29 protein-coding genes are annotated in these 25446 nt (G+C 64.7%); 21 read left to right on the top strand and 8 right to left on the bottom strand.

All coding sequences use genetic code 11. The annotated features are described in order from the left end of the window. Positions 1 to 9 precede the first annotated feature (9 nt). Positions 10 to 975 carry a LysR substrate-binding domain-containing protein gene (locus C4K38_RS24435; protein WP_053280530.1) on the bottom strand — a complete coding sequence of 322 codons (966 nt, stop codon included), beginning with the start codon at positions 973 to 975 and terminating at the stop codon, positions 10 to 12. A gap of 66 nt (positions 976 to 1041) precedes the next feature. Here C4K38_RS24435 and C4K38_RS24430 point away from each other — a divergent pair, with 66 nt between their 5' ends. Beyond that, positions 1042 to 1659 carry a LysE family transporter gene (locus tag C4K38_RS24430; RefSeq protein ID WP_053280529.1) on the top strand — a complete coding sequence of 206 codons (618 nt, stop codon included), beginning with the start codon at positions 1042 to 1044 and terminating at the stop codon, positions 1657 to 1659. 7 nt (positions 1660 to 1666) lie between these two features. Here C4K38_RS24430 and gntR read toward each other — a convergent pair whose 3' ends face one another. Then, positions 1667 to 2698: an HTH-type transcriptional regulator GntR gene (gene gntR / locus C4K38_RS24425; RefSeq protein WP_053280528.1), complete on the bottom strand. Its 1032-nt coding sequence runs from the start codon at positions 2696 to 2698 to the stop codon at positions 1667 to 1669. A 215-nt stretch (positions 2699 to 2913) separates the two neighbouring features. Here gntR and C4K38_RS24420 point away from each other — a divergent pair, with 215 nt between their 5' ends. Both C4K38_RS24420 and C4K38_RS24415 read left to right on the top strand, forming a co-directional pair. After that, positions 2914 to 3447 (top strand): gluconokinase, encoded by a 534-nt coding sequence (locus tag C4K38_RS24420; RefSeq protein WP_053280527.1) that lies wholly within the window; start codon positions 2914 to 2916, stop codon positions 3445 to 3447. A gap of 83 nt (positions 3448 to 3530) precedes the next feature. Continuing rightward, positions 3531 to 4883: a GntP family permease gene (locus C4K38_RS24415; RefSeq protein ID WP_009050373.1), complete on the top strand. Its 1353-nt coding sequence runs from the start codon at positions 3531 to 3533 to the stop codon at positions 4881 to 4883. A gap of 74 nt (positions 4884 to 4957) precedes the next feature. On the opposite strand, the gene alaC is transcribed toward C4K38_RS24415, so the two are convergent. Beyond that, the gene (alaC, locus tag C4K38_RS24410; protein ID WP_007925133.1) at positions 4958 to 6169 is read right to left on the bottom strand and encodes an alanine transaminase; all 1212 of its coding nucleotides are present in this window, start codon (positions 6167 to 6169) and stop codon (positions 4958 to 4960) included. Between the two features lie 255 nt (positions 6170 to 6424). Here alaC and C4K38_RS24405 point away from each other — a divergent pair, with 255 nt between their 5' ends. From C4K38_RS24405 to C4K38_RS24395, 3 genes are all read left to right on the top strand, one after another. After that, positions 6425 to 7087 (top strand): LysE family translocator, encoded by a 663-nt coding sequence (locus C4K38_RS24405; RefSeq protein WP_053280526.1) that lies wholly within the window; start codon positions 6425 to 6427, stop codon positions 7085 to 7087. Between the two features lie 66 nt (positions 7088 to 7153). Next, positions 7154 to 7639 carry a GyrI-like domain-containing protein gene (locus C4K38_RS24400; protein ID WP_053280525.1) on the top strand — a complete coding sequence of 162 codons (486 nt, stop codon included), beginning with the start codon at positions 7154 to 7156 and terminating at the stop codon, positions 7637 to 7639. Between the two features lie 323 nt (positions 7640 to 7962). Beyond that, a complete protein-coding gene (locus tag C4K38_RS24395) occupies positions 7963 to 8460 on the top strand; it encodes a GNAT family N-acetyltransferase (RefSeq protein ID WP_053280524.1) in 498 nt (165 codons plus the stop codon). Positions 8461 to 8616: 156 nt separating this feature from the next. Here the strand turns inward: C4K38_RS24395 and C4K38_RS24390 are convergent, their stop codons facing one another. Both C4K38_RS24390 and C4K38_RS24385 read right to left on the bottom strand, forming a co-directional pair. Then, the gene (locus tag C4K38_RS24390) at positions 8617 to 9222 is read right to left on the bottom strand and encodes a pyridoxamine 5'-phosphate oxidase family protein (RefSeq protein WP_053280523.1); all 606 of its coding nucleotides are present in this window, start codon (positions 9220 to 9222) and stop codon (positions 8617 to 8619) included. A gap of 20 nt (positions 9223 to 9242) precedes the next feature. Then, entirely contained in the window at positions 9243 to 9740 is a 498-nt protein-coding gene (locus C4K38_RS24385) for a GNAT family N-acetyltransferase (RefSeq protein WP_053280522.1), read from the bottom strand. A gap of 184 nt (positions 9741 to 9924) precedes the next feature. On the opposite strand from C4K38_RS24385, the gene C4K38_RS24380 reads away from it, so the two are divergent. The 4 genes from C4K38_RS24380 to C4K38_RS24365 all read left to right on the top strand — a co-directional run bounded on the left by C4K38_RS24380 (position 9925) and on the right by C4K38_RS24365 (position 12565). Continuing rightward, positions 9925 to 10359, top strand: a complete 435-nt coding sequence (locus tag C4K38_RS24380; protein WP_053280521.1) for a YybH family protein — start codon at positions 9925 to 9927, stop codon at positions 10357 to 10359. A 67-nt stretch (positions 10360 to 10426) separates the two neighbouring features. Next, the gene (locus C4K38_RS24375) at positions 10427 to 10771 is read left to right on the top strand and encodes a YciI family protein (protein ID WP_025805797.1); all 345 of its coding nucleotides are present in this window, start codon (positions 10427 to 10429) and stop codon (positions 10769 to 10771) included. A gap of 52 nt (positions 10772 to 10823) precedes the next feature. Further along, complete coding sequence (locus C4K38_RS24370; RefSeq protein ID WP_053280520.1) at positions 10824 to 11315, top strand: SRPBCC family protein; 492 nt, start codon at positions 10824 to 10826, stop codon at positions 11313 to 11315. Beyond that, positions 11315 to 12565: an RNA polymerase sigma factor gene (locus C4K38_RS24365; protein WP_053280519.1), complete on the top strand. Its 1251-nt coding sequence runs from the start codon at positions 11315 to 11317 to the stop codon at positions 12563 to 12565. The genes C4K38_RS24370 and C4K38_RS24365 overlap by 1 nt, the downstream gene beginning before the upstream one ends. Before the next feature lie 104 nt (positions 12566 to 12669). Here the strand turns inward: C4K38_RS24365 and C4K38_RS24360 are convergent, their stop codons facing one another. Continuing rightward, positions 12670 to 13524 carry a LysR family transcriptional regulator gene (locus C4K38_RS24360; protein ID WP_053280518.1) on the bottom strand — a complete coding sequence of 285 codons (855 nt, stop codon included), beginning with the start codon at positions 13522 to 13524 and terminating at the stop codon, positions 12670 to 12672. A gap of 90 nt (positions 13525 to 13614) precedes the next feature. Between C4K38_RS24360 and C4K38_RS24355 the strand changes: the two genes are divergently transcribed. After that, entirely contained in the window at positions 13615 to 14058 is a 444-nt protein-coding gene (locus C4K38_RS24355) for a multidrug/biocide efflux PACE transporter (protein ID WP_053280517.1), read from the top strand. A 12-nt stretch (positions 14059 to 14070) separates the two neighbouring features. Here C4K38_RS24355 and C4K38_RS24350 read toward each other — a convergent pair whose 3' ends face one another. Continuing rightward, positions 14071 to 14718 (bottom strand): TetR/AcrR family transcriptional regulator, encoded by a 648-nt coding sequence (locus C4K38_RS24350; RefSeq protein ID WP_053280516.1) that lies wholly within the window; start codon positions 14716 to 14718, stop codon positions 14071 to 14073. A 144-nt stretch (positions 14719 to 14862) separates the two neighbouring features. Here C4K38_RS24350 and C4K38_RS24345 point away from each other — a divergent pair, with 144 nt between their 5' ends. From C4K38_RS24345 to C4K38_RS24330, 4 genes are read left to right on the top strand one after another with little or no spacing between them, the layout of a single operon-like run. Then, complete coding sequence (locus C4K38_RS24345; protein WP_025805790.1) at positions 14863 to 15471, top strand: paraquat-inducible protein A; 609 nt, start codon at positions 14863 to 14865, stop codon at positions 15469 to 15471. Beyond that, positions 15471 to 16085 (top strand): paraquat-inducible protein A, encoded by a 615-nt coding sequence (locus C4K38_RS24340; RefSeq protein ID WP_053280515.1) that lies wholly within the window; start codon positions 15471 to 15473, stop codon positions 16083 to 16085. The genes C4K38_RS24345 and C4K38_RS24340 overlap by 1 nt, the downstream gene beginning before the upstream one ends. Then, positions 16078 to 17766, top strand: a complete 1689-nt coding sequence (locus C4K38_RS24335; protein ID WP_053280514.1) for a PqiB family protein — start codon at positions 16078 to 16080, stop codon at positions 17764 to 17766. The genes C4K38_RS24340 and C4K38_RS24335 overlap by 8 nt, the downstream gene beginning before the upstream one ends. After that, entirely contained in the window at positions 17763 to 18368 is a 606-nt protein-coding gene (locus C4K38_RS24330; protein WP_053280513.1) for a PqiC family protein, read from the top strand. Before C4K38_RS24335 ends, C4K38_RS24330 begins: the two co-directional genes overlap by 4 nt. 52 nt (positions 18369 to 18420) lie before the next feature. Here the strand turns inward: C4K38_RS24330 and C4K38_RS24325 are convergent, their stop codons facing one another. Continuing rightward, entirely contained in the window at positions 18421 to 19338 is a 918-nt protein-coding gene (locus C4K38_RS24325) for a LysR family transcriptional regulator (RefSeq protein ID WP_025805786.1), read from the bottom strand. 245 nt (positions 19339 to 19583) lie between these two features. Between C4K38_RS24325 and C4K38_RS24320 the strand changes: the two genes are divergently transcribed. The 6 genes from C4K38_RS24320 to C4K38_RS24295 all read left to right on the top strand — a co-directional run bounded on the left by C4K38_RS24320 (position 19584) and on the right by C4K38_RS24295 (position 25363). Continuing rightward, a complete protein-coding gene (locus C4K38_RS24320; RefSeq protein WP_053280512.1) occupies positions 19584 to 20342 on the top strand; it encodes a 5-oxoprolinase subunit PxpA in 759 nt (252 codons plus the stop codon). Between the two features lie 101 nt (positions 20343 to 20443). Next, positions 20444 to 20689, top strand: coding sequence for an acetyl-CoA carboxylase (locus C4K38_RS24315; protein ID WP_025805784.1), 246 nt, complete (start codon positions 20444 to 20446; stop codon positions 20687 to 20689). Positions 20690 to 20699: 10 nt separating this feature from the next. Continuing rightward, entirely contained in the window at positions 20700 to 22088 is a 1389-nt protein-coding gene (locus C4K38_RS24310; protein WP_053280511.1) for an acetyl-CoA carboxylase biotin carboxylase subunit, read from the top strand. Further along, on the top strand, positions 22085 to 22957 hold the full coding sequence (locus C4K38_RS24305) for a 5-oxoprolinase subunit B family protein (protein ID WP_053280510.1): 873 nt from the start codon (positions 22085 to 22087) through the stop codon (positions 22955 to 22957). Before C4K38_RS24310 ends, C4K38_RS24305 begins: the two co-directional genes overlap by 4 nt. Next, the gene (locus tag C4K38_RS24300) at positions 22954 to 23928 is read left to right on the top strand and encodes a 5-oxoprolinase subunit C family protein (RefSeq protein WP_053280509.1); all 975 of its coding nucleotides are present in this window, start codon (positions 22954 to 22956) and stop codon (positions 23926 to 23928) included. The genes C4K38_RS24305 and C4K38_RS24300 overlap by 4 nt, the downstream gene beginning before the upstream one ends. A 112-nt stretch (positions 23929 to 24040) precedes the next feature. Beyond that, entirely contained in the window at positions 24041 to 25363 is a 1323-nt protein-coding gene (locus C4K38_RS24295; protein WP_053280508.1) for a purine-cytosine permease family protein, read from the top strand. Positions 25364 to 25446: the final 83 nt, after the last annotated feature.

The raw sequence follows: 25446 nt of genomic DNA, 5'->3' as shown, positions 1-25446 counted from the left end.
CCCGTCTGCTTATGTGGCTGGGCGGGTGGCGCCGTGCTGCTCACCGTCCAGCGGCAGCGCCTGGTGGCGCAGCCAGTCGAGTAAGCGGGCGACGGCTGAGTCCGGGTCGATCGCCTCGGGTGACAACAGGTAATACGCGCTGCCGTCGGCGATAAAACCGAAAGGCGCGACCAGCAGGCCCGACTCCAGGTCGTCGCGCACCAGTTGCCAGGGCGCGATCGCCAGTCCCAACCCGGCGACCGCCGCTTGCAGGCTGAAGTAGAAATGCTCGAAGACCTGCTCCTTGCCCGGCGCCTGTTCCATTCCCTTGAGGGTCAACCATTGCTCCCAGGCCTGCGCCCGGGTCGCGCTGTGCAGGCGCGGTGCAGTGCTCGATAACCGGGCCGTGCCTGCTACATTGCGGGCCCAGTGGGCAGCCTGTTCCGGGCGGCATACCGGGCCGATGGCTTCGTCGAACAGCCACTGCGCATGGGTGTGCGGCGGCCAGGGAAAGTCGTTGCGGCGGATCGCCAGGTCGATGCCTTGAGCAAAAGCGAAGGGCCCGCCGCCGGCCACCAGTTGCAGGGGGATATCCGGATGAGCGGCGAAAAATGCCGGGATTCGGGGAATCAGCCAGCGCATCAGCAGGGTCGGCTCACAGGACAGCACCAGGGCCGCGGTCTTGTCCGGCGTTCGCAGTTTGCGTGCGGCGGCGTCGATCAGGTCGAAGGCATGCTCCACGCTGTGCAGCAATTCGCGGCCGGCCTCGGTGAGAAATACCCGGTGGCTGCGACGTTCGAATAGCCGTGTGCCGAGGTCTTCTTCCAGGGCGCGCACGGCACGGCTGATGGCGCCGTGGGTCAGGTGCAGGGCTTCGCCGGCGCGGGTGAAACTCTCCAGGCGAGCGGCGGCCTCGAAACAGCGCAGGGCGCTCAGGGGCGGCAGGCGGCGATTGGCTGTCTGTGAGTTTTTATCACCGAGAATGTCAGTTTTCATCGTTCGCTCTGTGAGGGTTCGTGCCCATAAAGTATGGGCCGGATTCTATAGCGAAGGTGTTTGAAAATGACTGAACTGTTAGTGGTAATCACCATCACTGTGCTGGCGGTGCTCAGCCCGGGGCCGGATTTCGCCATGGTCACGCGCAACAGCCTGGTGCTGTCGCGCCGGCACGGCGTGTTCACGGCACTGGGGATCGGGCTCGGGGTGATGCTGCATATCGGCTACACGCTGTTTGGCGTCGGCCTGCTGGTCAAGGAGTCGCTGCTGCTGTTCAGCGCGTTGAAGATCGCCGGGGCGCTGTACCTGGTTTATCTCGGTATCCGGATGCTGCGTACTCGCGCAGTCGAGGAGGAGGTGGCGACGGATGCGCCGCGGGTTTCGGCATGGACGGCGCTGCGCACCGGCTTTTTGACCAATGCGCTGAACCCCAAGACCATGATTTTTGTGGTCAGCCTGTTCATGCAGGTGATGCAGCCAGGGACCGCGCCGGGTGTGCAGATCGGCTATGGCGCGATCATTGTCCTGGCCCATGTGCTGTGGTTCGTGGCGGTGGCGCTGTTCTTCTCGACGCCGGGCATCCGGGCCCGGCTCATGGCTTACAAGCGGCGTATCGACCAGCTGTTCGGCGTTCTGCTGGTGGGCTTCGGCGTACTGCTCAGCGCCCTGAGCCTGCGTTCCTGAATGTGGCTCAGGTGCTTTCGCGCACCTTCAGTTCGAAGCCCATGTCCACCACCGGCTTGGCCACGCTGTTGCCGGCCATCAGGGTCAGCAGTTGTTCCGCGGCGCGGCGGCCGATGGCTTCGCGCGGGGTGCTGATGCTGCTCAGGCGCGGCACCATGTGCGCCGAGGCGGGCAGGTCGTTGAAGCCCATCACCGCCACTTGCTCGGGGATCCTGATGCCGCAGCGCATGGCTTCCAGCAGGGCGCCGTGGGCCAGGTCGTCGTTGCCGAAGAAGATCGCGTCGACGTCCGGGTGGCTGTGCATCAGTTGCAGGAAGAGTTCGCCGCCCAGGCCCACCGACGAAGGGCGCGGAGTGAGGACTTTCAGTTTCGGGTCGTACAGGCCGGCTTTCTCCAGGCCACGGCGGAAACCTTCGCCGCGCATCAGGGTGCGCTGGTCGAGTTGGGCGCCTATGTAGGCCAGGCGCTTGCGCCCGCGGGAGATCAGGTGCTCGGCGGCGGTTTCCCCGGCGTTGTGCTGGGAGAAACCCACGCAGTTCAGGCCGGCCTCGGGGTTGAGGTCCATCATGTAGACGCAGGGGACGTTGCTGGCTTCGACCATCCGTCGGGCGCTTTCGGTCCGGTCGAAGCCGGTCAGCAGCAGGCCACGGGGCTGGTAGGCCATGTAGTTGCGCAGCAGGTTTTCTTCTTCGTCGCGGGAGTAGTGGAAGTTGCCGATCAGCACTTCGAAGCCCTTGGGCCGCAGAACCTGATGAATGGCTTCCAGGGTATCGATGAACAGCAGGTTGGACAGCGACGGCACCAGCACCACAACCGAATGGCTCTGGGCCGAGGCCAGGGCGCGAGCGGCGGGGTTGACCACGTAGTTGAGTTCGCTGGCGGCCTTGCGCACCTTTTCCACCAGTTCGGTGGCCACCGTGTCGATGCCGCGCAAGGCTCGCGAGGCGGTGATCGGGCTGACGCCAGCCAGACGCGCGACTTCGTTGAGAGTAGGGCGCCCCGTGGTGCGGGTATTTTTATCGTTCTTGGAGGAGGTCATCAGACGGCTTGCCAAACAAAATTCAAGTCACTAAGGTAGCGCTGTCTCGAAACAGCTGCAATGCGTGAGCGCGGTCGGCCTGACCCGCACTCTTTGGTTTCGCGGCCTATATACGCGGCAACCCACAAAAATGACAAGAAGGCGTCGGCATAAACTATTTTTGCACTAGCGTTTTCAAGAGCGAAGGTAGCGCTGTCTGCGCGCTGAGGTGTTACATGAGTCAACCCATCACCGCCCTGGTCATCATGGGCGTTGCCGGCTGCGGCAAGTCCAGCGTCAGTGAAGCGCTGTGCCAGCGCAGCGGCGCCACGGCCATTGAAGGCGATACGTTCCACCCTGCCGCCAATATCGCCAAGATGAGTGCCGGTATTCCCCTGGATGACGACGACCGTGCCGGCTGGCTCGACAGCCTGTGCGACGAGTTGCGTCGTGCCCTGGCCGCCGGACAGCGTCCGGTGCTGACCTGCTCGGCGCTCAAGCGCAAGTACCGCGACCGCCTGCGCAGCGCCACGCCCGGCCTGGGCTTCGTTTTCCTGCAATTGACACCACAGGTGGCCGCCGATCGCGTGGCCCACCGTCCGGGGCATTTCATGCCTTCGACCCTGATCGACAGTCAGTTCGCTACCCTCGAATCTCCCGTGGGCGAACCCCTGACCCTGGCATTGGACGCCACCATCCACAGCGTTGACCGGCTGGCCGAACAGGCCCATGGCTGGTGGCTGGAGCACGGGCTGGACCCATCCCGATAAGCTTCGGTTCACACAGATAGCGCTATCCCACTCGGCTCACGTTTTTAACGCTTGAATAAAAACAACAAACCGGAGGCAACCCCATGTTTGGCATGTCCCAAGAGACCTATCTGCTGGTAGACGCAGTGGTCACCATTATCGGGCTGATCGTGCTGATCACCCGATTCAAGCTGCATCCCTTCATCGCCCTGACCATCGCCGCGGGTTTCCTCGGCCTGACTTCGGGCATGCCGGTGGACAAGATCATCAAGGCGTTCCAGGACGGCTTCGGTGGTGTACTCGGTTTCGTCGGGATCATCCTCGCGCTGGGCACCATGCTCGGCAAAATGATGGCCGAATCCGGTGGCGCGGATCAGATCGCCCAGACCCTGATCCGCTCGTTCGGCAAGGAGCGGGTGCAGTGGGCGATGATGTTCGCCGCCTTCCTGGTGGGCATCCCGCTGTTCTTCGAGATCGGCTTCGTGCTGCTGATCCCGCTGGTGTTCATCGTCGCCCGGCGCACCGGCGTGTCGATCATCAAGATCGGTATCCCGCTGCTGGCCGGCCTGTCCGCGGTGCACGGCCTGGTGCCGCCGCATCCGGGCCCGCTGCTGGCCATCGGCGTGTTTGGCGCCGACATCGGCAAGACCATTCTCTACGGCCTGATCGTGGCCCTGCCGACTGCGATCATCGCCGGTCCGATCTACGGCACCTTCATCGCCAAGCACATCCCGGGTCATCCGTCCCAGGAGCTGGTGGACCAGCTGGCGCGCGAGAACACCTCGGCCAACCTGCCGAGCTTCAGCGTGACCCTGCTGACCGTGCTGCTGCCGGTGTTCCTGATGCTGCTCAAGACCTTCGCCGACGTGGCCTTCCCGGACGGGCATTTCTTCCGCATCTGGATGGACATGATCGGTCACCCGATCAGCGCGCTGCTGCTGGCCTTGCTGCTGTCGCTCTACACCTTCGGCTCGCGCCAGGGCATCGGCTCCAAGCAGATCCTCAAGCTGCTCGACGCCAGCCTGGCGCCGACCGCGGCGATCATCCTGATCATCGGTGCCGGCGGTGGCTTCAAGCAGATGCTGGTGACCAGCGGCGTGGGTGACGTGATCGGCCACATGGCGGTCAACGCGCAGATCTCGCCGATCCTCCTGGCGTGGCTGGTGGCGGCGGTGATTCGCATCGCCACCGGTTCGGCGACCGTGGCGACCATCACCGGCGCGGGCATCGTGGTGCCAGTGGTCGGCATGATTCCTGGGGTCAACCGCGAGCTGCTGGTGCTGGCCACCGGTGCCGGTTCCCTGATCCTGTCCCACGTCAACGACGCCGGTTTTTGGCTGGTGAAGCAGTACTTCAACATGACCGTGGCGGAAACCTTCAAGACCTGGACCGCGATGGAAACCATCCTCTCGGTGGTTGGCCTGATTTTTATCCTGCTGTTGTCGCTGGTGGTTTAAACCCCGCGATACACCGCCCACAAAAAAACCGCAGCGATGCGGTTTTTTTGTGCCTGCTTGTTTGTCGGGGCGTATCAGCCTTTCTGCACCAGGCCATCGGCGCGGAACATGCCGCGGATACCACGCACGGCCTGGCGGATGCGGTCCTGGTTTTCGATCAGGGCGAAGCGCACATGATCATCGCCGTACTCGCCAAAACCCACCCCTGGCGAGACGCAGACCTTGGCCTCGGCCAGCAGTTTCTTGGCGAACTCCAGCGAGCCCAGGTGGGCATAGGCCTCGGGAATCTTCGCCCAGACATACATCGAGGCCTTGGGATTTTCGACCATCCAGCCCAGCTCGTGCAGGCCCTTGACCAGCACATTGCGGCGCTGGCGGTACTGCTCGGCGATGTCTTTCACGCACTGCTGGTCACCTTCCAGTGCGGCGATGGCCGCCACCTGCAGCGGGGTGAAGGTGCCGTAGTCGTGGTAGCTCTTGATCCGCGCCAGGGCGCTGACCAGCTCCGGGTTGCCGACCATGAAGCCGATACGCCAGCCGGCCATGTTGTAGCTCTTGGACAGGGTGAAGAACTCCACCGCGATGTCCTTGGCGCCCGGCACCTGCATGATCGACGGGGCTTTCCAGCCGTCGTAGACGATGTCGGCGTAGGCCAGGTCGTGGATCACCAGCACGTCGTACTGCTTGGCCAGGGCGATCACCCGCTCGAAGAAATCCAGCTCGACGCACTGCGCGGTCGGGTTGGACGGGAAACCGAGGATCATCATCTTCGGTTTCGGGATCGAGCCGCGGATGGCTCGTTCCAGTTCGTCGAAGAAGTCCACGCCCGGCACCAGCGGCACTGAACGCACCTGGGCGCCGGCGATTACCGCGCCGTAGATGTGGATCGGGTAGCTCGGGTTGGGCACCAGCACGGTATCGCCCTGGTCCAGGGTGGCGAGCATCAGGTGCGCCAGGCCTTCCTTGGAACCGATGGTGACGATGGCTTCGCTTTCCGGGTCGATATCGACCTCGTAGCGATCCTTGTACCAGCGCGAAATGGCCCGGCGCAGACGCGGAATACCCTTGGAGGTGGAGTAGCCGTGGGTGTCTTCGCGCTGGGCGACGGTGACCAGTTTTTCGACGATGTGCGGTGGAGTCGCACCGTCGGGGTTACCCATGCTCAAGTCGATGATGTCTTCGCCGCGCCGACGCGCAGCCATCTTCAGCTCGGCAGTGATATTGAATACGTAGGGGGGGAGTCGATCTATGCGCGCAAAGCGGCGCGGCGAACCTTGTTCGGCCATTGTTGCCTCGAGTACGTGAGCGCCCGGAACCGTCCGAGCGACGTCGGCCACTGCGGTGGCCTGGGGGCAGACGATAAGGGCTGTGGCGCCAGGCTGTCCAGAGGGGGGCGACAACTATTTTTTCGCCGGCAGCGGCGCGGCCTGGACAGGGATTTGCATCCTCGTGGCTGGATTCGCAGCCTGCGCATTGTGTTCGCCGGGCCCGCCCGCGTTAAATACCCCCCACTCGAACAACCGCATCGAACAGGATGAATGATGGAGTTTACCAGCGGCTTTCTGCTGAGCCTTTCGCTGTGCCTGGACATAGGCGTGGCCAATATCGCGATGATTACCCTGGCCATGCAGCGTGGCTACTTCCAGGGTTTCTGCCTGGGCCTTGGCACCTGCGTCGGTGACCTGGTCTACGCGGTGCTGGCGCTGGCCGGCATGACCGTGCTGCTGCAGTACGAGATGGTGCGCTGGGTATTGTGGATCGGCGGGTCGGCGCTGCTGGTGTATTTCGCGGCGAAGATGATCTATTCGGCGATCCACCACAGCGCCGTGCTGGCCGAGGCTGGCGAGGTGGACAACGGTTCGCCGCGCAAGGAGTTTTTCCGCGGCATTTTCCTGGCCATGTCGTCCCCCAGCGCGATCCTCTGGTTCGCCGCGGTGGGCGGTACCCTGATTGCCCGTTCCGGTGGCGGCGACCTGCTCAGTTCCGGGCTGTTCCTCAGCGGTTTCTTCTGCGCCGGGCTGGCCTGGGTCGTGGGCCTGTGCTTTGCCGCGACCCAGGGCGGCAAGCTGCTGGGGGACAAGTTGTTGCGCTATTCCTACCTGGCATCTGCGGCGATCTTCTGCTATTTCGCGGTCTACGTGATTCTATCCGGTTACCAGGAGTTCATCGTCGGCGCGGCGGTCGCGGAACTTCCCGCACTCTGATGCAGGCGATTCGGGTTTGGCCTCTATACTCCCTGCCGAACCCATTTTTCAGGCAGGAGTCGCATCATGGATGAGCAAAAACAGGTCAGCGGGCCGGTGCCGCGCTTCGAAAAGGGGCGCTTTCTGCTGATTGCCGGCCTCGGCGGGCGTTTCACTCCCGAGACGACGCAGCGCATTCCTGAACTCTGGGAACGCTTTATTCCCCATCTCGGCAAGGTCCCCGGCCAGGTGGGGGAGGAGACCTACGGCCTCTGCTGCAACCCCGACGGCAAGGGCGGCTTCGAATACATCGCCGGGGTCGAGATCAGCAAGCTCGACGATTTGCCCGAGCTGTATCGCTGGATCGAGGTGCCGCCGCAGCATTACGCGGTGTTCGAGCACAAGGGGCCGCTCGCGAGCCTGCCGCAGACCTTCCAATACATCTGGAAAACCTGGCTGCCACAGTCCGGGCGCGAAGCCGCCGATGCGCCGGAATTCGAACGCTACAGCGCCGACTTCAACCCCGACACCGGCCAGGGCGTGTTGGAGATATGGCTGCCGCTCAAGGAGTAGTGAGGCGCATCGCGAGTACAGGCCGGGCCCGCGGCGGGCCCGGTCATTTGCCCTTGCCCAACCGGCGGGCGCGCCACAGGTCGATGGACAGGGTGACAAAACCGAACGCACTGATGCCGAACAGCACCAGCAAACCGATCTGAACATTGCTCATGGCGACTTCCGTACTCGACCAGGATGGGATTGATTGAGCCCTGATAAATAGCCTGATTGGCATGCGGATGACAGCGACTATATGCAGGTTTTACGGGCTTGCCGCCATTCGATATGCAAGCCTTATTACTTTATGATCGGCGACATTTCCCATAGCCGATCTGTTCCCCATGACCTTATCCAACCTGTTGATCCGTCAGGTCGCCGCCGCTGACCTGGACCGCTGCTTCGCCATCGAAACCCTGGCCTACGAAGGCGACGAAGCCGCCACCCGAGAAAAGATCGCCACCCGCATCGCCACCTGGCCCGAGGGTTTCATCGTCGCCGAGGTGGATGGCGTGGTGGCCGGTTTCATCAATTCCGGCGCGGCCTTCGAGGTCGAGATGGCCGACGAGGCCTTCAAGGAACTGATCGGCCACGACCCGGCCGGGCCTCACGTGGTGATCATGTCGGTGGTGGTGCATCCGGACTATCAGGGCCAGGGTGTTTCCCGGCGCTTGCTGGAGGCCTTTATCGAGCGCATGCGCGGCCTGGGCAAGGCCAGCATCAACCTGATGTGCAAGGAGCGGCATGTGCCGCTGTACGAGCGCTTCGGCTTCGTCTACCTCAAGGCCTCGGCGTCGGACCATGGCGGCATGGCCTGGCATGAGATGGTGCTGGAGTTGTGAAATCGAAGGGCTGCGACGAGGCAGCCCTTTTTTCTGCTTGCGATTCCACGACAGCGCCCTGTAGGAGCGAGGCTTGCCCGCGATAGGGGCGTCGCGGTCTGGCTGATGTACCGCGTTAACCTTTATCGCGAGCAAGCTTCGCTCCTACAGAAGCATTCAATACAGGCTGTTGCGCACCCGTTCCGGCATTTCCCGGTCGTAGCGGTCGGCGTCGAACTGGCCGTCGCAGAGGCGCTTGAGGATGGCGCCGGCCGAGGGCAGGGCCGAGCGTTCCAGGTAGTGCTCGGGGTTCCACAGGTCGGAACGCACTATGGCCTTGGAGCAGTGGAAGTAGGCCGCCTCGACGTCCACCAGGATCACCGTGCGCGCCGGCTTGCCGTTCACCGCGAAGCTGTCCAGCAGCGCCGGCTCGGCCGAGATCCGCGCCCGGCCATTGACCCGCAGGGTCTCGCCGATGCCCGGGATGATGAACAGCAGGGCCACCCGCGGGTCGCTGACGATATTGCGCAGGCTGTCGATGCGGTTGTTGCCCGGGCGGTCGGGCAGGGCCAGGGTGCGCTCGTCGATGATCCGCACGAAACCCGGGGCATCGCCGCGGGGCGAGCCGTCCATGCCGTCGGGACCGCTGGTGCTCAGGATCACCAGCGGCGAGGCGCGCACCATGGCCTGATAGTCCGGGTTGAGGAAGGGGATTTCCTTGCGCACGGCCCGCTCGAGGGGCAGGCCGTAGATCGCTTCCAGTTGTTCGAGGGTGGTCAGCATCATGCTTCTCCTGGGTAACGTCAGAAAATCAGGGCCAGGCGGCGTTCGTAACCGATGCGGCCCCGGTAGGCCTCGCCGCTGTCGACCCAGCCTTGCTTCAGGTAGAGGTTGAACGCCGCTTGGTTGTCCGCGTCCACCGACAGCATCAGCCCCTTGATCTCCGGCCACACCAGGCGCGCGGCGGCGGGCAGGGCTTGCAGGCAGGCGCGGCCGTAGCCTTTACCCTGGACCCGGTGATCGACCTGCAAGGCATGCAGGGTGGCGGTGTCGGGGTCGGCCCAATGGGGTAGGAACGGCGGGCGCTTGAGCAGCAGGAACGCCACCGGGACTTCGTCGGCCAGCAGGGCGAAGCCCTTGATCCCGGGTTCCGGTGCCTTGAGCAGGGTATGCAGCGCGGTGTAGATGTCGCCGGAATAATTCTTCTGTTGCGGGTGCACCTCGAGCGCGTCGAGCTGCTGCAATTGCGTGGCATCGAGCTGTTCGTAGGGCACGAGTCGGGTGGTCGTTGGGCTATCCATATCCAAGCACTAGGGGGAGGCTGTAGGAGTGGCGATTCTAGCGATTTTGCCCGGGGTCCCGGTTTTTTTTCCTGGCCTTGTCGATTTGCCCGGCGGCCAGACGACTAAGGGTGTCTTCACGATTTAACGGTCGCCTCTGGCGGCCACCTTGAGCCCCTGTCACTCAATCGCAAGGAGAATCGCCATGAACGCCCAAACCACCGAAAGCGAAATCCGCAGCCTGATCGACGCCTGGCGCCAGGCCGTGATGGTCAAGGACATCGATCGTATCGTCAGCTACTACGCCGACGACATCACCTCGTTCGACGCCGTGACCGCGTTGCAATTCAAGGGCAAGGAGGCCTACCGCGCGCACTGGAAGACCTGCATGGAAGTCTGCCCCGGCCCTGGCATCTTCGACTTCGAGCAACTGCACATAGTCGGGGCCAACGACATCGCCTTCGCCCACTGGCTGGCCCACTGCGGCGGCACCGACGACAAGGGCGAGACCAAGGCCTGCTGGATGCGCGTGACCGCGGGTTACCAGCGTATTGGTGGGCAGTGGAAAGTGGTGCACGAACACTGGTCGGCGCCGTTCGACATGATGAGCGGCACCGTGCTGTTCGACCTGCAACCCTGATCGTCGGGTTTTTCGCCAAAGCCTGAAACTGCAGCCATAGTTGATCAGCCCGATCAAGGAGAGCCCCATGAAATACCTATGCCTGGTCTACAGCGACGAACAGCTGTTGCACAGCCTGCCGGAGAGCCCGAAGGACGCCGAGTGCATGGCCTACGCCGAGTCGGTGCAGGGCAGCGGCCGGATGATCGCCGCCGAGGCCCTGGAGTCGGTGCAGACCGCGACCACGGTGCGCATGCGCGGCGGCCGGCTGTCGATCACCGACGGCCCGTTCGCCGAAACCAAGGAACAGTTGGCCGGGTTCTACCTGATCGATGCCAAGGATCTCAACGAAGCCATCCAGGTCGCCGGCAACATCCCGGCGGCCCGGGTCGGCAGCATCGAGGTGCGCCCGGTGCGCGAGTTGAATCCCTGATCGCAACCTTTGCAAACGAGTCCTGAAAACAAGCATAAGCAGGAGTTTCGCAATGACCGAGCACAGCGCGGGCCGTGCGCCCGCCCAATACGAGTTGTCCATCAGTCGCCTGATCGATGCGCCGCCCGGCAAGCTGTTTCGCGCCTGGACCGAACCCGAGTTGCTGGTGCAATGGTGGGGCCCCCACGGCATGACCACCCCCGAGTGTGAAATGGACCTGTGGGTCGGCGGCCAGTTTCGCACCCTGATGCGCGCACCGGATGGCAACGAGTACCCGACCATGGGCGTGTTCCTGGAGATAGTCGCGCCGCGGCGGCTGGTGTTCACCGACGCCTTCCTGCCGGGCTGGATCCCTTCGGGCAAGGCCTTCATGAGCGCCGAGGTGACCTTCGACGAAGTGGATGGCAAGACCCTCTACACCGCCCGCGCCATGCACTGGAGCGAAGAGGATCGCCAGGCCCATGAAGCCATGGGCTTTCACGAGGGCTGGGGGCAGAGCCTGGATCGCCTGGAAAGCCTGGTGACCCGAGGCATGCCGGACTGATGCCGACGGCCGCGCAAGACAGCGTCAAGGCGCTGGTGGAGAGGGTCTACCGCAACGAGTCGCGGCGGATCCTGGCGACCCTGATTCGCCTGCTGGGGGATTTCGACCTCGCCGAGGAAGCCTTGCACGAGGCGTTCTTCGTCGCGGTCGAGCGCTGGCAGCGCGACGGCGTACCGGACAACCCGCGGGCCTGGCTGGTGTCGGCCGGGCGTTTCAAGGCCATCGACGGCTTGCGTCGGCGGGCGCGGTTCGCCGCGTCCCAGGCGGCGCTGGTCAGTCAGCTGGAAGAGCTGGAGCAGGCTGACTGGAGCGAGGAAGACCTGGAAGACGACCGCCTGCGCCTGATCTTCACCTGCTGCCACCCGGCGCTGGCGGCGGACGCCCAGGTGCCGCTGACCCTGCGGGAAATCTGCGACCTGACCACCGAGGAAATCGCCCGGGCCTTTCTCTGCGCGCCGGCCACCATCGCCCAGCGCATCGTGCGCGCCAAGGCCAAGATCCGCGATGCGCACATCCCTTATCAGGTGCCGTCCCTGGGCGAACTGCCCGAGCGCCTGGACAGCGTGTTGCGGGTGATTTACCTGGTGTTCAACGAAGGCTACTCGACGTCGATGGGCGCGGAGCTGACCCGCGAGGACCTGACCCAGGAGGCGATCCGCCTTGGGCGCCTGTTGCTGGAACTGCTGCCGGAACCGGAAGTGATGGGCTTGCTGGCCTTGATGATGCTGCATGAGTCGCGGCGCCCGGCGCGAACCTCGGCCACCGGGGAGCTGGTGCTGCTGGACGAACAGGACCGCTCGCTGTGGGATCGCGAACTGATCGCCGAAGGTTGCGCCCTGGTGGAGCACGCCCTGGGCACCCGACGTTTCGGCCCCTACTGCCTGCAGGCGGCGATCGCCGCGGTGCATGCCGAAGCGGCGACGGCCGGGGAAACCGACTGGCAGCAGATCATCGGCCTGTATGACGTGTTGTTGCGCGCCATGCCGTCGCCGGTGATCGAGTTGAACCGCGCGGCCGCCATCGCCCAGCGGGACGGGCCCTTGGCCGGCCTGGAGCGGGTCGAGGCGATCCTGGCCCGGGGCGAGTTGCAGGATTACCACCTGGCCCATTCGGCGCGGGCCGAGTTCTGCCGGCAGTTGGGCCGGGTGGAGTCGGCGCGGGAAGCCTATCTGCGAGCCCTGGAACTGACCCGGCAAGAGCCGGAACGGCGTTTTATCGAGAACAAGCTCGAAGCACTGAAAACCCTCTGAATTGAATCCTGCCGAACCCTGTAGCCGCTGCCGCAGGCTGCGATAAGGCCGAAGGCCTACGGCGATTTCGAATACGCCGCAGCCGTTCCGGCCGATCGTCGCGACTATTCCAGCATCCGCCCCAGCAACCAGCTGCCCGCCGGGCCAGGCGGGTGCAGGCGCGACCACAGGGCATCGACCGCCACGTTACGCGGCCAGCCACGGGCATCGAGTTCCACCAGGCTGTCGGCGCCGAAACGCTCCACCAGCCAGCGCGGCAGGGGCGCCCAGCCAAAACCGCCCTGGGCCATTTCCAGCAGCATCAGGTAGCTCGGCGCCGACCATACCCGGCCCTTGGCCCGGCTGTCGTAGGGATTGACGATGGTTGCCAGGCGCAGTTCGCGGTGCTGTTGCAGCCGGGCCTGGTCGATATTTTTCAGCGCCGCCAAGGGGTGCTTGCGCGACACGAACAGGGCGATTTCCGTGCGCTCGTCCACCGTCGAATGGTCCAGGTCCGCCGGGTAGTCGGGCTGCATTTCGGCGAAGGCGATCTGCGCCCGGCCGCGCTGGACCAGCTCGATCAGGTCGTCGCATTCGGCGATCAGGCATTCCAGTTCCAGGTCCGGGTAGCGTTGTTCGAAGGCGCTCAGCGAGGTTTCGAAACGATCCGACTGATAGGTGTCGGACAGGGCCACCGTGAGCTTGGCCTCCACGCCCTGGGCCAGCTGGCTGGCGGCCATTTCCAGGCGGCTGGTGGCGGCCAGGATGTCTTCGGCCCGCTGCAGCATGACGTGGCCTTGCGGGGTGAGGGCGGGCTTGCGGCTGCTGCGGTCGAACAGTTGCAGGTCGAGGTCGATCTCCAGGCTCGCCACCGCCGCGCTGATGGTCGACTGACTCTTGCCGAGCTTGCGCGCGGCCGCGGAAAACGAGCCTTGGGTGGCGGCCTGGACAAAGGCCAGCAGTACTTCGTGTGAGGCCATGAACTATCGCCTTGATCGATGGTTAATGATTATGAAGTATCGGTAGTTGAGGTGATCATGGCAACCACATTCACTGGCGGGAGCCGGATCATGAGCACTACCAAATCTTTGACCGAGCGGGTTTTCCAGGCCGTGGGCTTCGAGTTGCTGGCGTTCGCGCTGTGCACGCCGCTGCTGGCCTGGATCATGGACAAACCCTTTGTCGACATGGGTGTGGCGACCATCGCCATCGGCCTGATCGCCCTGGCCTGGAACGTGGTCTTCAATGGCCTGTTCGACCGCCTGCTCAAGCGCCTGGCCCTGGCGCCCAGCGGCTGGACCCGGGTCGCCCACGCGCTGCTGTTCGAGGGTGGCCTGGTGGCGGTGAGCGTGCCGCTGATTGCCTGGTGGCTGCAGGTCAGCCTGATGCAGGCGCTGATTCTCGACATCGGCGTGCTGCTGTTCTTCCTGCCGTACACCTATGTCTATCACTGGGGTTACGACCTGGTGCGGGAACGGCTGATGCTGCGTCGCCCGCTCGATAGCGCCAGTTGAAAACAGCAGAGGTCAGCGGGCGGCGTGGTGCCGCTCGATGGCCTCGAGGTAGGCCTTCATCGCCCTGGGCACTTCCTGCAGCAGCAGAATGCTCTTGAGCTGGCTATGCTCCAGAGCAACCTGGAACAGTCCGATGGGCAAGCCAAGCATCGCTGTCACATAGGTCTCGCGTTGCGCGGCAGTGGCGCCGGGCAGGCGCAGGGCGAGCATCCGGGCGTAGGTTGCCTGGATTCGCTCCCGCGCCTCTGGGGCCTGGAGCTGGCCGGGGGCGAAGGCGGGGCTGATCATCTGCAGCAGGTCGGGATGGGTCTCGAGGTATTCCATGATCGGCATGATCATCCGCTCGATCACCTGCTGGCTGCTCGATTCGACCCAGGTCGCCGGGTCGATGGCCAGGAGGTTGGCGGTGATCTGGTCGATGGCGTCGATGTGGCGCTGGCCGAGGGCGTCGAGCACGCTCTGCTTGTCGCTGAAGAAGTGGTACAGCGAACCGATGGAGGTGCCGGCTTCGCGCGCGAGGCCATGCATGGTCAGGCTGGCCACTCCCTGGCTGACCAGCAGGTGGGCGCAGGCGTCGAGAATCGCCGTGACTCGTTCATGGCCACGAGTCTGTTTCGGCGAGCGCGGGGTTTTAGCCGGGAGCATTTTTGAATCGTTCATGGTCTGAGTGGCAGCAAGGGGCATACATTATGGCGCACCAGAGCGTTTGCAGTCCTCAGGTAAAACTAGACACCATCCTCTACTTTTGCAGAGAATACGCGCCATGGATCAGCGCCCTCCGCTGTCCCACCTGACTCGAAGACCATGACACTCTCTCCCAACTGGATCATCTGCGAGCATTGCGATTCGCTGTACGAATCCGTGCCGCTTGCAAAAGGCCAGACCTCCCAGTGTTCGCGCTGCGGGGCGGTGCTGGAGCGCGCCCGGAACCTGAACGTGCAGCAGCTGCTTGCCCTGTCGATCACCGCGGCGCTGCTGTTCGTGTTCGCCAATGCCTTCCCGGTGATCGGCATCAGCCTCGAAGGCCTGAGCAATGAAGCCACCCTCTGGCAGTCGGTCGAAGCCCTGGCCCAGGGCCGCATCAGCCTGATCGCCGCCGTCACCGGCCTGGCCATCATCCTTGCCCCCGGCTTGCAGATCCTCCTGCTGTGCTGGGTGCTGGGCTTCGCCAATATCGGGCGCGCGGCGCCGGGCTTCAAGGCCTGCATGCGCGCCCTGGAACACCTGCGGCCGTGGAGCATGCTGGAGGTGTGCCTGCTGGGCATCCTGGTGGCCATCGTCAAGCTGGCCGGCATGCTCGACGTGCACCCGGGCCTGGGGCTGTGGTCGTTGTCGATGCTGACGGTGCTGATCATCCTGATTTCCGGCAAGGGCATCCGCCGCCTCTGGGACGACCTGGAGGGCCGCTACTGATGCACCAGCCTCCCTACGCCCGCGACCTGGGCCTGATGCTGTGCCACACCTGCGGCCAGACCTGCCCGCAGGACGTTCACTACTGCCCGCGCTGCGAGGCGGTGGTGCATGCGCGCAAACCCAACAGCCTGAGCCGCACCTGGGCCTTCCTTGTGGCCAGCCTGATTCTCTACATCCCGGCCAACGTGCTGCCGGTGATGTACACCCAGATATTCGGCAGCGGCAGCGAAAACACTATTCTCAGTGGTGTGCTGGAGTTCTGGCAGCACGGCTCCTGGGACATTGCCCTGCTGATCTTCATCGCCAGCGTGGTGGTGCCGTGCATCAAGTTCTTTGTCCTGGGGATGCTGCTGATCACCTGCCAGCGTCGCAGCCATTGGGCGATGCGCGAGCGCGCCAAGCTGTACCGCTTTATCGAGGTGATCGGCTACTGGTCGATGCTCGACGTGCTGGTGGTCGCCCTGGTGGCGGCGCTGGTGCAATTCCACGCCCTGAGCTCGATCGAGCCGCGCATGGGCATCCTGTTCTTTGGTTTGGTCGTGGTCCTGACGATGTTCGCGGCCATGAGTTTCGATCCCCGGCTTATCTGGGATGTAGAGGTTGAAGATGTCTGATCATCCAGGTTCCAACGCTTCAAGCGCGCCAGCGAGGCCGGGCACCCCCGCGGTCAGGACGCGCCGGTTCAATATTTCGCTGGTGTGGATCGTGCCCATAGTCGCGGCCCTGGTCGGCCTGTCGATGCTGGTGCACAAGTCGCTGTCGGCCGGGCCCGAGATCTCCATCAGCTTCCAGACCGCCGAAGGCCTGGAAGCCAACAAGACCCAGGTCAAGTACAAGAACGTGGTGATCGGCAAGGTCACCTCCATCGCCTTGAGCAAGAACCGCAGCAAGGTGATCGCCAAGGTCGAGCTGGACCAGTCGGCGGAGTCCTTCACCGCCGCCGACTCGATGTTCTGGGTGGTGCGCCCACGCATTGGTGCGGGAGGCGTGTCGGGTGTCGACACCCTGCTGTCGGGGGCCTTTATCGGCGCCGACGCCGGCCGGGAAGAAAAACGCAAGAAAAGCTTCGTCGGCCTGGAAACGCCGCCACCTGTGACTTACGGGCAAAAGGGCAAGCGCTTCACCCTGCGCACCGATGACCTGGGGTCGCTGGACGTCGGTTCGCCGGTCTATTACCGGCGCATCGAGGTAGGCCAGGTGATTTCCTACAAGCTCTCGGAAAACGGCAAGGGCGTGGACGTGCGGATCTTCGTCAACGCCCCCAACGACCAGTTCGTCACCACCGACTCGCGCTTCTGGAACGCCAGCGGCGTGGACGTGACCCTGGGCGCCAACGGCCTGAAGGTCAACACCGAGTCCATCTCGTCGATCCTCGCCGGCGGCATCGCCTTCGTCGAACCCAAGTACAGCCCCAACGCCAAGCCGGCCGACGAGAACGCCAGCTACCAGCTGTTCGCCGACCCGGACACCGCGCTGGCGCCGCCCGACGGCGACCCGTACTACATGCGCATGCGTTTCGACCAGACCCTGCGCGGGTTGGCGCTCAATGCGCCGGTGGAGTTCCTCGGGGTGAACATCGGCCGAGTGGTGTCGATGGACCTGGATTACGACGAGCAGAAAAAGAGCTTCTCCACCGTGGTCGGCGTGGTGATCTACCCGGCGCGGCTGGGCAAGGTCCATCAGCAACTGGAGAAACTCAGCGGTGCCGACGAAAGTCGCGCGGGCTACCTGATCAGTACCTTCGTCCAGCATGGCCTGCGGGCCCAGGCGCGTAGCGGCAACCTGCTGACCGGCCAGCTGTATATCTCCATGGACTTCATTCCCAACGCCAAGCCGGTGGCTTTCGATGCGACCGCGCGACCGTTGGAAATCCCCACCGTGCCGGGCGGGCTCGACAAGCTGCAGGAGCAGTTGCAGCGAGTGGTGGAGAAGATCAGCAAATTGCCGATCGATGCCATCGCCAACAACCTCAACGGCAGCCTGACCGAGATGCAGAAGACCTTGCAGAACGTCAACGGCAAGGTATTGCCAGAGATGCGCGACACCCTGGAACAGACCAAGAAAACCCTGACCACGGCCAACGACAGCTTCGCCGAGGACTCGCCGCAGCGCCTGCAACTGGGCCAGGCGATGGACGAAGTGCAGCGTACCGCCCGTTCGGTGCGGGTGCTCACCGACTTCCTCAGTCGTCATCCCGAAGCACTGATCCGTGGGCGGCTCAAGGACAACCAGCCGGACGCCTACAAATCCTCGACCTCGTCTTCTCGTGAGCCTGAATCGGAAGTCCAGCCATGAAAAAAACTCTAGTGTTGCTGATCGCGTCCCTGGGCCTGGCGGCCTGCAGCTCGGCGCCGACCCATTACTACACCCTGATGCCGCCGGCGCCCGAGCCGGCGCCCGCTGGCGTCACGGCGCCGGCCCTGCAGTTCGAGATGGCCGGGGTGCGCATTCCGATGCAGGTCGACCAGCCGCAAGTCGTGGTGCGCCAGGACGGCGGCACCCTGGCGATCCTGGAAACCGCGCGCTGGAGCGCGCCGCTGGTGGACGAGTTCCACGACGCCCTGGCCAGCCAGATGGAGCTGCAGCTGGGCACGCGCAACCTGGAAGGCCTGCCCAAGTCAGCGGGACAGCCGATCCTGTCGCTGCAGACCGATGTGCGCCGCTTCGAATCGGTGCCGGGGCGTTATGCGCTGATCGACGTGGTGTGGAACCTGCGCCTGCGCGGTGACGGCGTCGAGCGTCGCAGCCTGACCTGCAGCAGCCGCATCAGCCAGCCGGCCAGCGTCGAGCTGTCGAGCCTGGTCCAGGCCCATCAGCGAGCCATCGACGAGCTGGCCAAGCGCATTGCCGGCACCGCCAAGCGCTGGGCGCAAAACCCTGCCACGCGCTGTTCCTGATACCCATCCCCTGTAGGAGCGAGCCAGCTCGCTCCTGGCGTTCTGGCGCGGCCTAACGCCGTGCCGACAGCTGCTGCGGCGCGAGGAACGCGTCGTGGAAGTAGTCGCGAAACGCCTGCATCGCCGGGGTGAACGCCCGTTCGCGATGCCAGGCCAGGCCGACGCTCATGGGTGTCACCGGGTCGCTCACGGTCAGGGTTTCGATGCGTTTGCCTTCCAGCGACCAGGGGCGGTGCACCAGGTCCGAGAGGATCGCCACGCCGCTACCGTTGGCCACCATGCTGCGCACCGCCTCCACCGAACTGGTGCGCACCCGCACCCGGGGTTTCTGCCGGGCGTTTTCCCAATAGCGCATGGCGCTCTGTTCGGCTTCGTCGACGGTCAGCAGGATGTAGGGTTCCTGCGCCACGTCGGCGAGGCTGACGGTGGCGCGCTCGCACAGCGGGTGATGGCTGGGCAGCCACAGGCGGCGTTCGGAGTTGAACAGGGTTTCGGAGACGATGTCCGGGTGGGTGAGGTTGGCGGTCAGCACTACGGCCATGTCGAAGCGACCTTCCAGCAGGCCCTGTTCGATGGCCTGGCGTTCCTGTTCGTGGACCTCGATGGTCACGTCCGGATGCCAGTGTTCCAGGCGTTGCAGGTGGTGCGGCAGGAAGTAGCCGATCACCGTGTAGCTGGCCGCCAGGTGCAGCACGCCGCTGGCGCGGTAGTCCGGCAGCGGGCTGTTCAGCGCGTCGTCGACGCTGCGCAGGATCACATAGGCGCGGTTGAGAAAATGCCGTCCGGCGTCGGTCAGGTTCATGCCCTGGGCCGAACGCAGGAACAGCTGCACGCCGAGCATGGCTTCCAGTTCCTTGATCGCCGTGGTCACCGCCGACTGGGAGATGTTCAGGTGGATCGCCGCCTGGGAAATCTGCCCGATCTCGGCGGTGGCGACGAAGTAGCGGACCTGGCGCAGGGTGAGGGACATCACGAATTCCTCAAAGCTTCTGTAGGAGCGAGGCTTGCCCGCGAGGCGTCAGTGATCACACCACCGGTTCAGGAGTCTGGCCCGGTGGCGTTTGTCATGGCCTCATCGCGGGCAAGCCTCGCTCCTACATGAATGTCGGTATCTGTTTTTCAGAAGATGCCGTATCTGATAATAGATCTTCCCAAGGGGTCAAGGGCGGCCGTAATTTCCACTGCACGAAGTCACGAGAAGTTGGAGCAACAGTGATGCAGGCAGTGGATTTCAATTCGGACATGGGCGAGAGCTTTGGCCCCTGGACCATCGGCGATGGCGTCGACAACGAGCTGATGGGCTTCATCAGCTCGGCCAACATCGCCACCGGCTTTCATGCCGGCGACCCCGGCACCATGCGGCGTACCGTCGAGCAGGCCAAGCGTCTGGGCGTGGCCATCGGTGCCCATCCGGGGTTCCGCGACCTGGTGGGGTTCGGCCGCCGGCACATCAATGCCCCGGCCCGGGAACTGGTGGACGACATGCTCTATCAGCTCGGCGCCCTGCGTGAACTGGCGCGGGTCCAGGGCGTGGCGCTGCAACACATCAAGCCCCATGGCGCGCTCTACATGCACCTGGCGCGGGATGAGGAAGCCGCCCGCTTGTTGGTTGAACACTTGCAAGTCCTGGAACCCGGGCTGCTGCTGTATTGCATGCCCGGCTCGGTGATCTGGCGGGTCGCCAGGGAGCTGGGCCAGCCAGTGATCCGCGAGTTCTACGCCGACCGCGAGTACGACCTCAGCGGCTCCATCGTCTTCACCCGCAACGTTCGTGCCCTCGATCCGGCCACGGTCGCCGCCCGTGTGGTGCGCGCTTGCCAGCAAGGCCTGGTGCGCACCGTGGAGGGCGAGGACCTGGAGATCGAGTTCGACTCCATCTGCCTGCACAGCGACACCCCTGGCGCCCTGTGCCTGGTGGAGGCCACCCGCGCCGCCCTGGACCAGGCCGGAATCGAGGTGCGTGCGCCGCGCTGAGCCGCTCCGCAACCCCCAGCCACAACACCAGGCGCGAAGACGCCGGGGTTCGCCGAAGATTTTTTGCCTGCCTTTCTACAACTATTCCAAGAGGAACAGACATGGCCGAACATTCCGTTATCACCCCCTTGCCGGGTACCTTCTATCGCAAGGCCACGCCCGAGTCGGCGCCCTTCGTCGAGGTTGGCGAGCGCGTCGACGCCGACACCGTGATCGGCCTGATCGAAGTCATGAAGCAGTTTTCCGAACTGACCGCCGGGACGGCCGGTCGCCTCACAGCCTTCGCGGTAGAGGACGGCGATCCGGTGGAACCGGGTCAGGTCGTTGCCACGCTCGATGACCAGTGAGGGCAGGCCCATGACTCGGACCATCAGTACTCAAGCCATCAGCAAACTGCTGGTGGCCAACCGTGGCGAAATCGCCGTGCGCATCATTCGCGCGGCCAAGGCCCTGGGCATTCCCACCGTGGCCGCGTGCAGCGAAGCGGACGTCGATTCCATGGCCGCGCGCCTGGCCGATGAGGTGCAGGTGCTTGGCCCCGCCCGCGCCGACCAGAGCTACCTGAACGTGCAGGCTTTGCTGGGTGCCTTGCACGCCAGTGGCGCCAATGCGGTGCACCCCGGCTACGGGTTTCTTTCGGAGAACGCCGAGTTCGCCGCAGCCGTGGAAGCGACGGGGGCGATCTTTGTCGGGCCGAGCCCGGACACCATTCGCCGCATGGGCGACAAGGCCGAAGCCCGGCGCACCGCCCAGGCCGCCGGGGTGCCGGTGGTGCCGGGTTCACCCGGGGAACTGTTCGAACTCGACATGGCCCTGCAAGCCGCCGAGGCCGTGGGTTTTCCGCTGCTGATCAAGGCCTCGGCCGGTGGTGGAGGACGGGGTATTCGCCTGGCGGAAAACGCCAGCCAACTGGCGGAAGAATTCCCCCGTGCCCAGCGCGAGGCGCAGACCGCCTTCGGTAATGGCGCGCTGTACCTGGAGCGTTTTATCGGCAAGGCCCGGCATATCGAAGTGCAGGTGCTGGGCGATGGCAAGCACGCGGTGCACCTGTTCGAGCGTGAGTGTTCGCTGCAACGGCGGCGGCAGAAAATCTTCGAGGAAGCGCCGTCGCCGGTCCTCAACAACCTGCAGCGGGAAACCCTGTGCGCCAGCGCCGTGCGCCTCAGCGAAGCCCTCGGCTACAGGGGCGCGGGTACCCTGGAATACCTGTATGACGAGAGCAGCGGCGAGTTCTTTTTCATCGAGATGAACACGCGGATCCAGGTCGAGCATCCGGTCAGCGAGCTGGTGACCGGCATCGACCTGGTCCAGGCCCAGTTGCGCATTGCCGGCGGCGAGCCGCTGGGGTTGCGGCAAAGCGATATCCGCCTCAATGGCGCGGCCTTGCAGATGCGCATCAACGCCGAAGACCCGGCCCGGGACTTCTTCCCCAGCCCCGGGGTGGTGCAAGAGTTGATCTGGCCGCAGGAGGCGGGTGTGCGGGTCGACAGCCATCTGTACCCGGGATACCGCGTGCCGCCGTACTATGACTCGCTGCTGGCCAAGCTGATCGTCCATGGTCGCGACCGTGGCGAGGCCCTGGCCCGGGCGCGCATCGCCCTGGAACACTGCACATTGACCGGCATGGCCAGCACCCTGGGCCTGCACCGGGAACTGCTCGCCGAGCCCTGGCTGCACCACGCCGACTTCCACACCGGCACCCTGGAAACCTGGCTGGCCGCGCGCCGTATGGGAGGTGCCGCATGAACACCGCGATCCGCTACAGCTTCGGCGCCGACGAACACCTGTTCGCCGAGGTCAGCGACAGCATGTCCCTGGAAGCTTTCTTCAAGGGCATGGCGGTGACCCGCGCCGTGGAGCGCCTGGAACTCGATGGCGTACTCGACGTGTGCCTGGCCAACGCCTCGTTCCAGATCCGTTTCGACCCCGACCGCATTGCCCCCCATGCGCTGCTTGAAGCCGTGCAAGGGGCCGAGGCCGAGGCGGTGGCAGAGCGCACCCTGCACACCCGGATCATCGAGATCCCGGTGCTGTACAACGACCCCTGGACCCATGAAACCCTGATGCGTTTTCGCGACCGGCACCAGGACCCGAGCGCCACCGACCTGGAGTACGCGGCGCGGATCAATGGCCTGGCGGACGTCGAGGCGTTTATCGCCGCCCACAGTGGCGCACCCTGGTTTGTGTCGATGGTGGGTTTCGTCGCCGGCCTGCCGTTCATGTTCCAGATGGTCGAGCGCGAGCGCCAGTTGCAGGTGCCCAAGTACCTGCGGCCACGCACCGACACGCCAAAGCTGACCCTCGGCCACGGTGGCTGTTTCGGCTGCATCTACTCGGTGCGCGGCGCCGGCGGCTACCAGATGTTCGGCGTCACCCCGGCGCCGATCTACGACCCGCAGCAGAACCTGGCGTACCTCAAGGAACACATGGTGTTCTTCCGTCCGGGCGACATCGTGCAGTTCAAGCCCATGGACCGCGAGGCCTATGACCGGGCGGTGGCCGAGGTCGAGGCCGGGCGGTTCGACCTGCGTATCCGTCCGGTGGAGTTCTCCCTGGATGCGTTCCTCGCCGACCCGGTCGGTTATCCCAAGTCGTTGCAGGAGGTGCTGGCATGATCAAGGTTATCAAACCCGGCCTGGCCACCTCGGTGCAGGACCTGGGCCGCGAAGGTTATTACCACCTGGGCATTCCGCCGTCCGGAGCCCTGGACCAGTACGCCCTGAGCGCAGCCAACCAGCTGGTGGGTAACCCGGCCGGCGCGGCGGGGCTGGAGTGCACACTGCTCGGCCCGGAACTGGCGTTCACCCGCGATGCGCTGGTGGCGGTCTGTGGCGCCCACATGACGCCCAAGGTCGATGGCGTGGACATGCACCTGGACACCGCCTTCGCGGTCAAGGCCGGGCAAGTGTTGCGCTTCGATTTTCCCAAGGCCGGCGCCCGGGCCTACCTGGCGGTCGCCGGTGGCATCGATGTGCCGCTGGTGCTGGGCAGTCGCTCGACCTATGCCCTGGGCGGCCTCGGTGGTTTCCAGGGCCGGCGGCTGGTGGCGGGGGATGAGTTGCCGGTGGGCGTCGACAGCGCCAAGAGCCGGCCGGGCGCCAGCCTGCCCATGGCCCTGCGCCAGGCGCTGGGCGGCGAGATCAGCCTGCGGGTGGTGCCCGGTCTGTACTACGAGCGCCTGACCGACGCGGCCAAGGCCAGCTTCTTCGCCGAGCCCTGGACCGTGGGTTCGGAAGCCGACCGCATCGGCTATCGCTTCAAGGGCGGTAGCGCCCTGGGCTTCCAGCCACGGGAGCAGCCGTTCGGCGCCGGTTCCGATCCGTCGAACATCGTCGACAGCTGCTACCCCATAGGTTCGATCCAGGTGCCCGCCGGGCTCGAACCCATAGTGCTGCACCGCGATGCGGTGTCCGGTGGCGGCTACGCCATGATCGGCACGGTGATCAGCGCCGACCTCGACCTGATCGGGCAGATGCAACCCAACCAGAAGGCCCGTTTCGTCGCGGTGACCCTGGAAGAAGCGCTGGAGGCCCGGCGCTCCTACAAGAAAAAGCTCGCCTGTCTGAGCAAGCTGTTCCCTTCCTGATTCTGCCCGCCGCCTGGCGCGGGTAAATGCCAAAAGGTTGGTCGCCACCGCGCTTCGGTGCGGTGGCGGCTGCCCGCGCTTCAACCCTTGACTGGTCCTGGAGTTCACGCATATGGCTGCTTTATCGCAAGCGAATCAAACCGGGCAGGACCCGGCCAATCTCCCTGTCGCCGCGGATGCGCGCATGGGCAAGCTGTCGCTGACCATGGCCTGGTGGGCCGTGTGCAGCGCCATGTTCTACATCGTGGTCGGGGCGTCCCTGGCGTTGGCCCACGGCACCCGCAATGCGCTGATCGGCATGCTGCTGTCGGTGCTCTGCTATGGCCTGGTCAACAGCGTGCTCAGCCGTTTCGCCATGCGCAGCGGGTTGTCGGTGGCGCTGTTTTCCCGGCTGCTGTTCGGCAGCAGCGGGGCCTGCCTGGCGACGCTGATCTTCTTCTCCACGGCGATCTACTACGCGGTGTTCGAAGGTTCGGTGATCGCCGTGGCGCTCAATCACCTGTATCCGCAGCTGGTGTATCCGCTGGCCGCCCTGCTGGTGGTGCTGTACAGCGTGCCGCTGATTCTGGGCAGCGTGCAGCACTGGCTGGACAAGCTCAACGGCGTGCTGCTGCCGGTGTACCTGGGCGGGTTGCTGGTGGCGGTGGGGCTGTCGATCGCGCGTTATGGCTACCAGCCGCAGTGGCTGGATTTCGGCCCGGCCAGCCCGGGCGCCTTTGCCTGGTGGGACTGTTTCGTGGCGTACATGGGGGTGTGGATCCTGATGCTGTTCACCTTCGACTACGCGCGTTTCGGCAAGCCTGAAGACGCCAGCTACCACGGGCGCTGGAACTTCGGCATGCCGTTCTACGCGGTGACTTTCCTGCTCAACGGCGCGGCGGGCATCTACCTGGTCAGCAGCATTCCCCACGAAGGCGCGCTCAACGAAGTCTCGGTGGTGATGGCGATCCTGCAACTCATGGGGCTGTGGGGGCTGCTGTTCGTCTGGGCCACGCAAACCCGGATCAACACCGCCAATTACTACCTGGCGACCCTGAACATGCAGGCGTTCTTCGGCCGCTTCGGCGTGCGCGGTTCATACCTGGTGTGGGCGCTGGCGGTGGGGGTGATCGTCTACGTCCTGATGCTGGCGGACGTGTTCGCCTATCTGCTCAAGGCGCTGGCCTACCAGGGCATCTTCGTCGTCGCCTGGGTTGGCGTGGCGCTGGCGCAGATCCTGTTCGGGCGCACCGAGGTGGCGGCCATCGAGCGTGTCGCGGCGTTCAACGGCGCGGGGCTGGGCGCCTGGTTCGGCGGGACCGCCCTGGGCCTGCTGCTGATGTGGGCCGGCGGTGGGCTGGCGAGTTTTTCCGCGCCGCTGACCGGGGTGCTGGCGTTTGTCTTGCAAGTGGGGCTATCCAGCCGTAGCCGCGGCAGATTGCCCGCCATCAGCTGAGATCCGTTCTGTAGGAGCGAGGCTTGCCCGCGATAAGGCTGCGACAGACACCACCCGCTTCGAATCCTTGAACGGTGTAGTGA

Origin of the sequence: Pseudomonas chlororaphis subsp. piscium, assembly GCF_003850345.1 — a bacterium.
Taxonomy (GTDB): Bacteria; Pseudomonadota; Gammaproteobacteria; order Pseudomonadales; family Pseudomonadaceae; genus Aquipseudomonas; species Aquipseudomonas piscium.
This window is presented reverse-complemented; position numbering and strand designations above follow the sequence as displayed.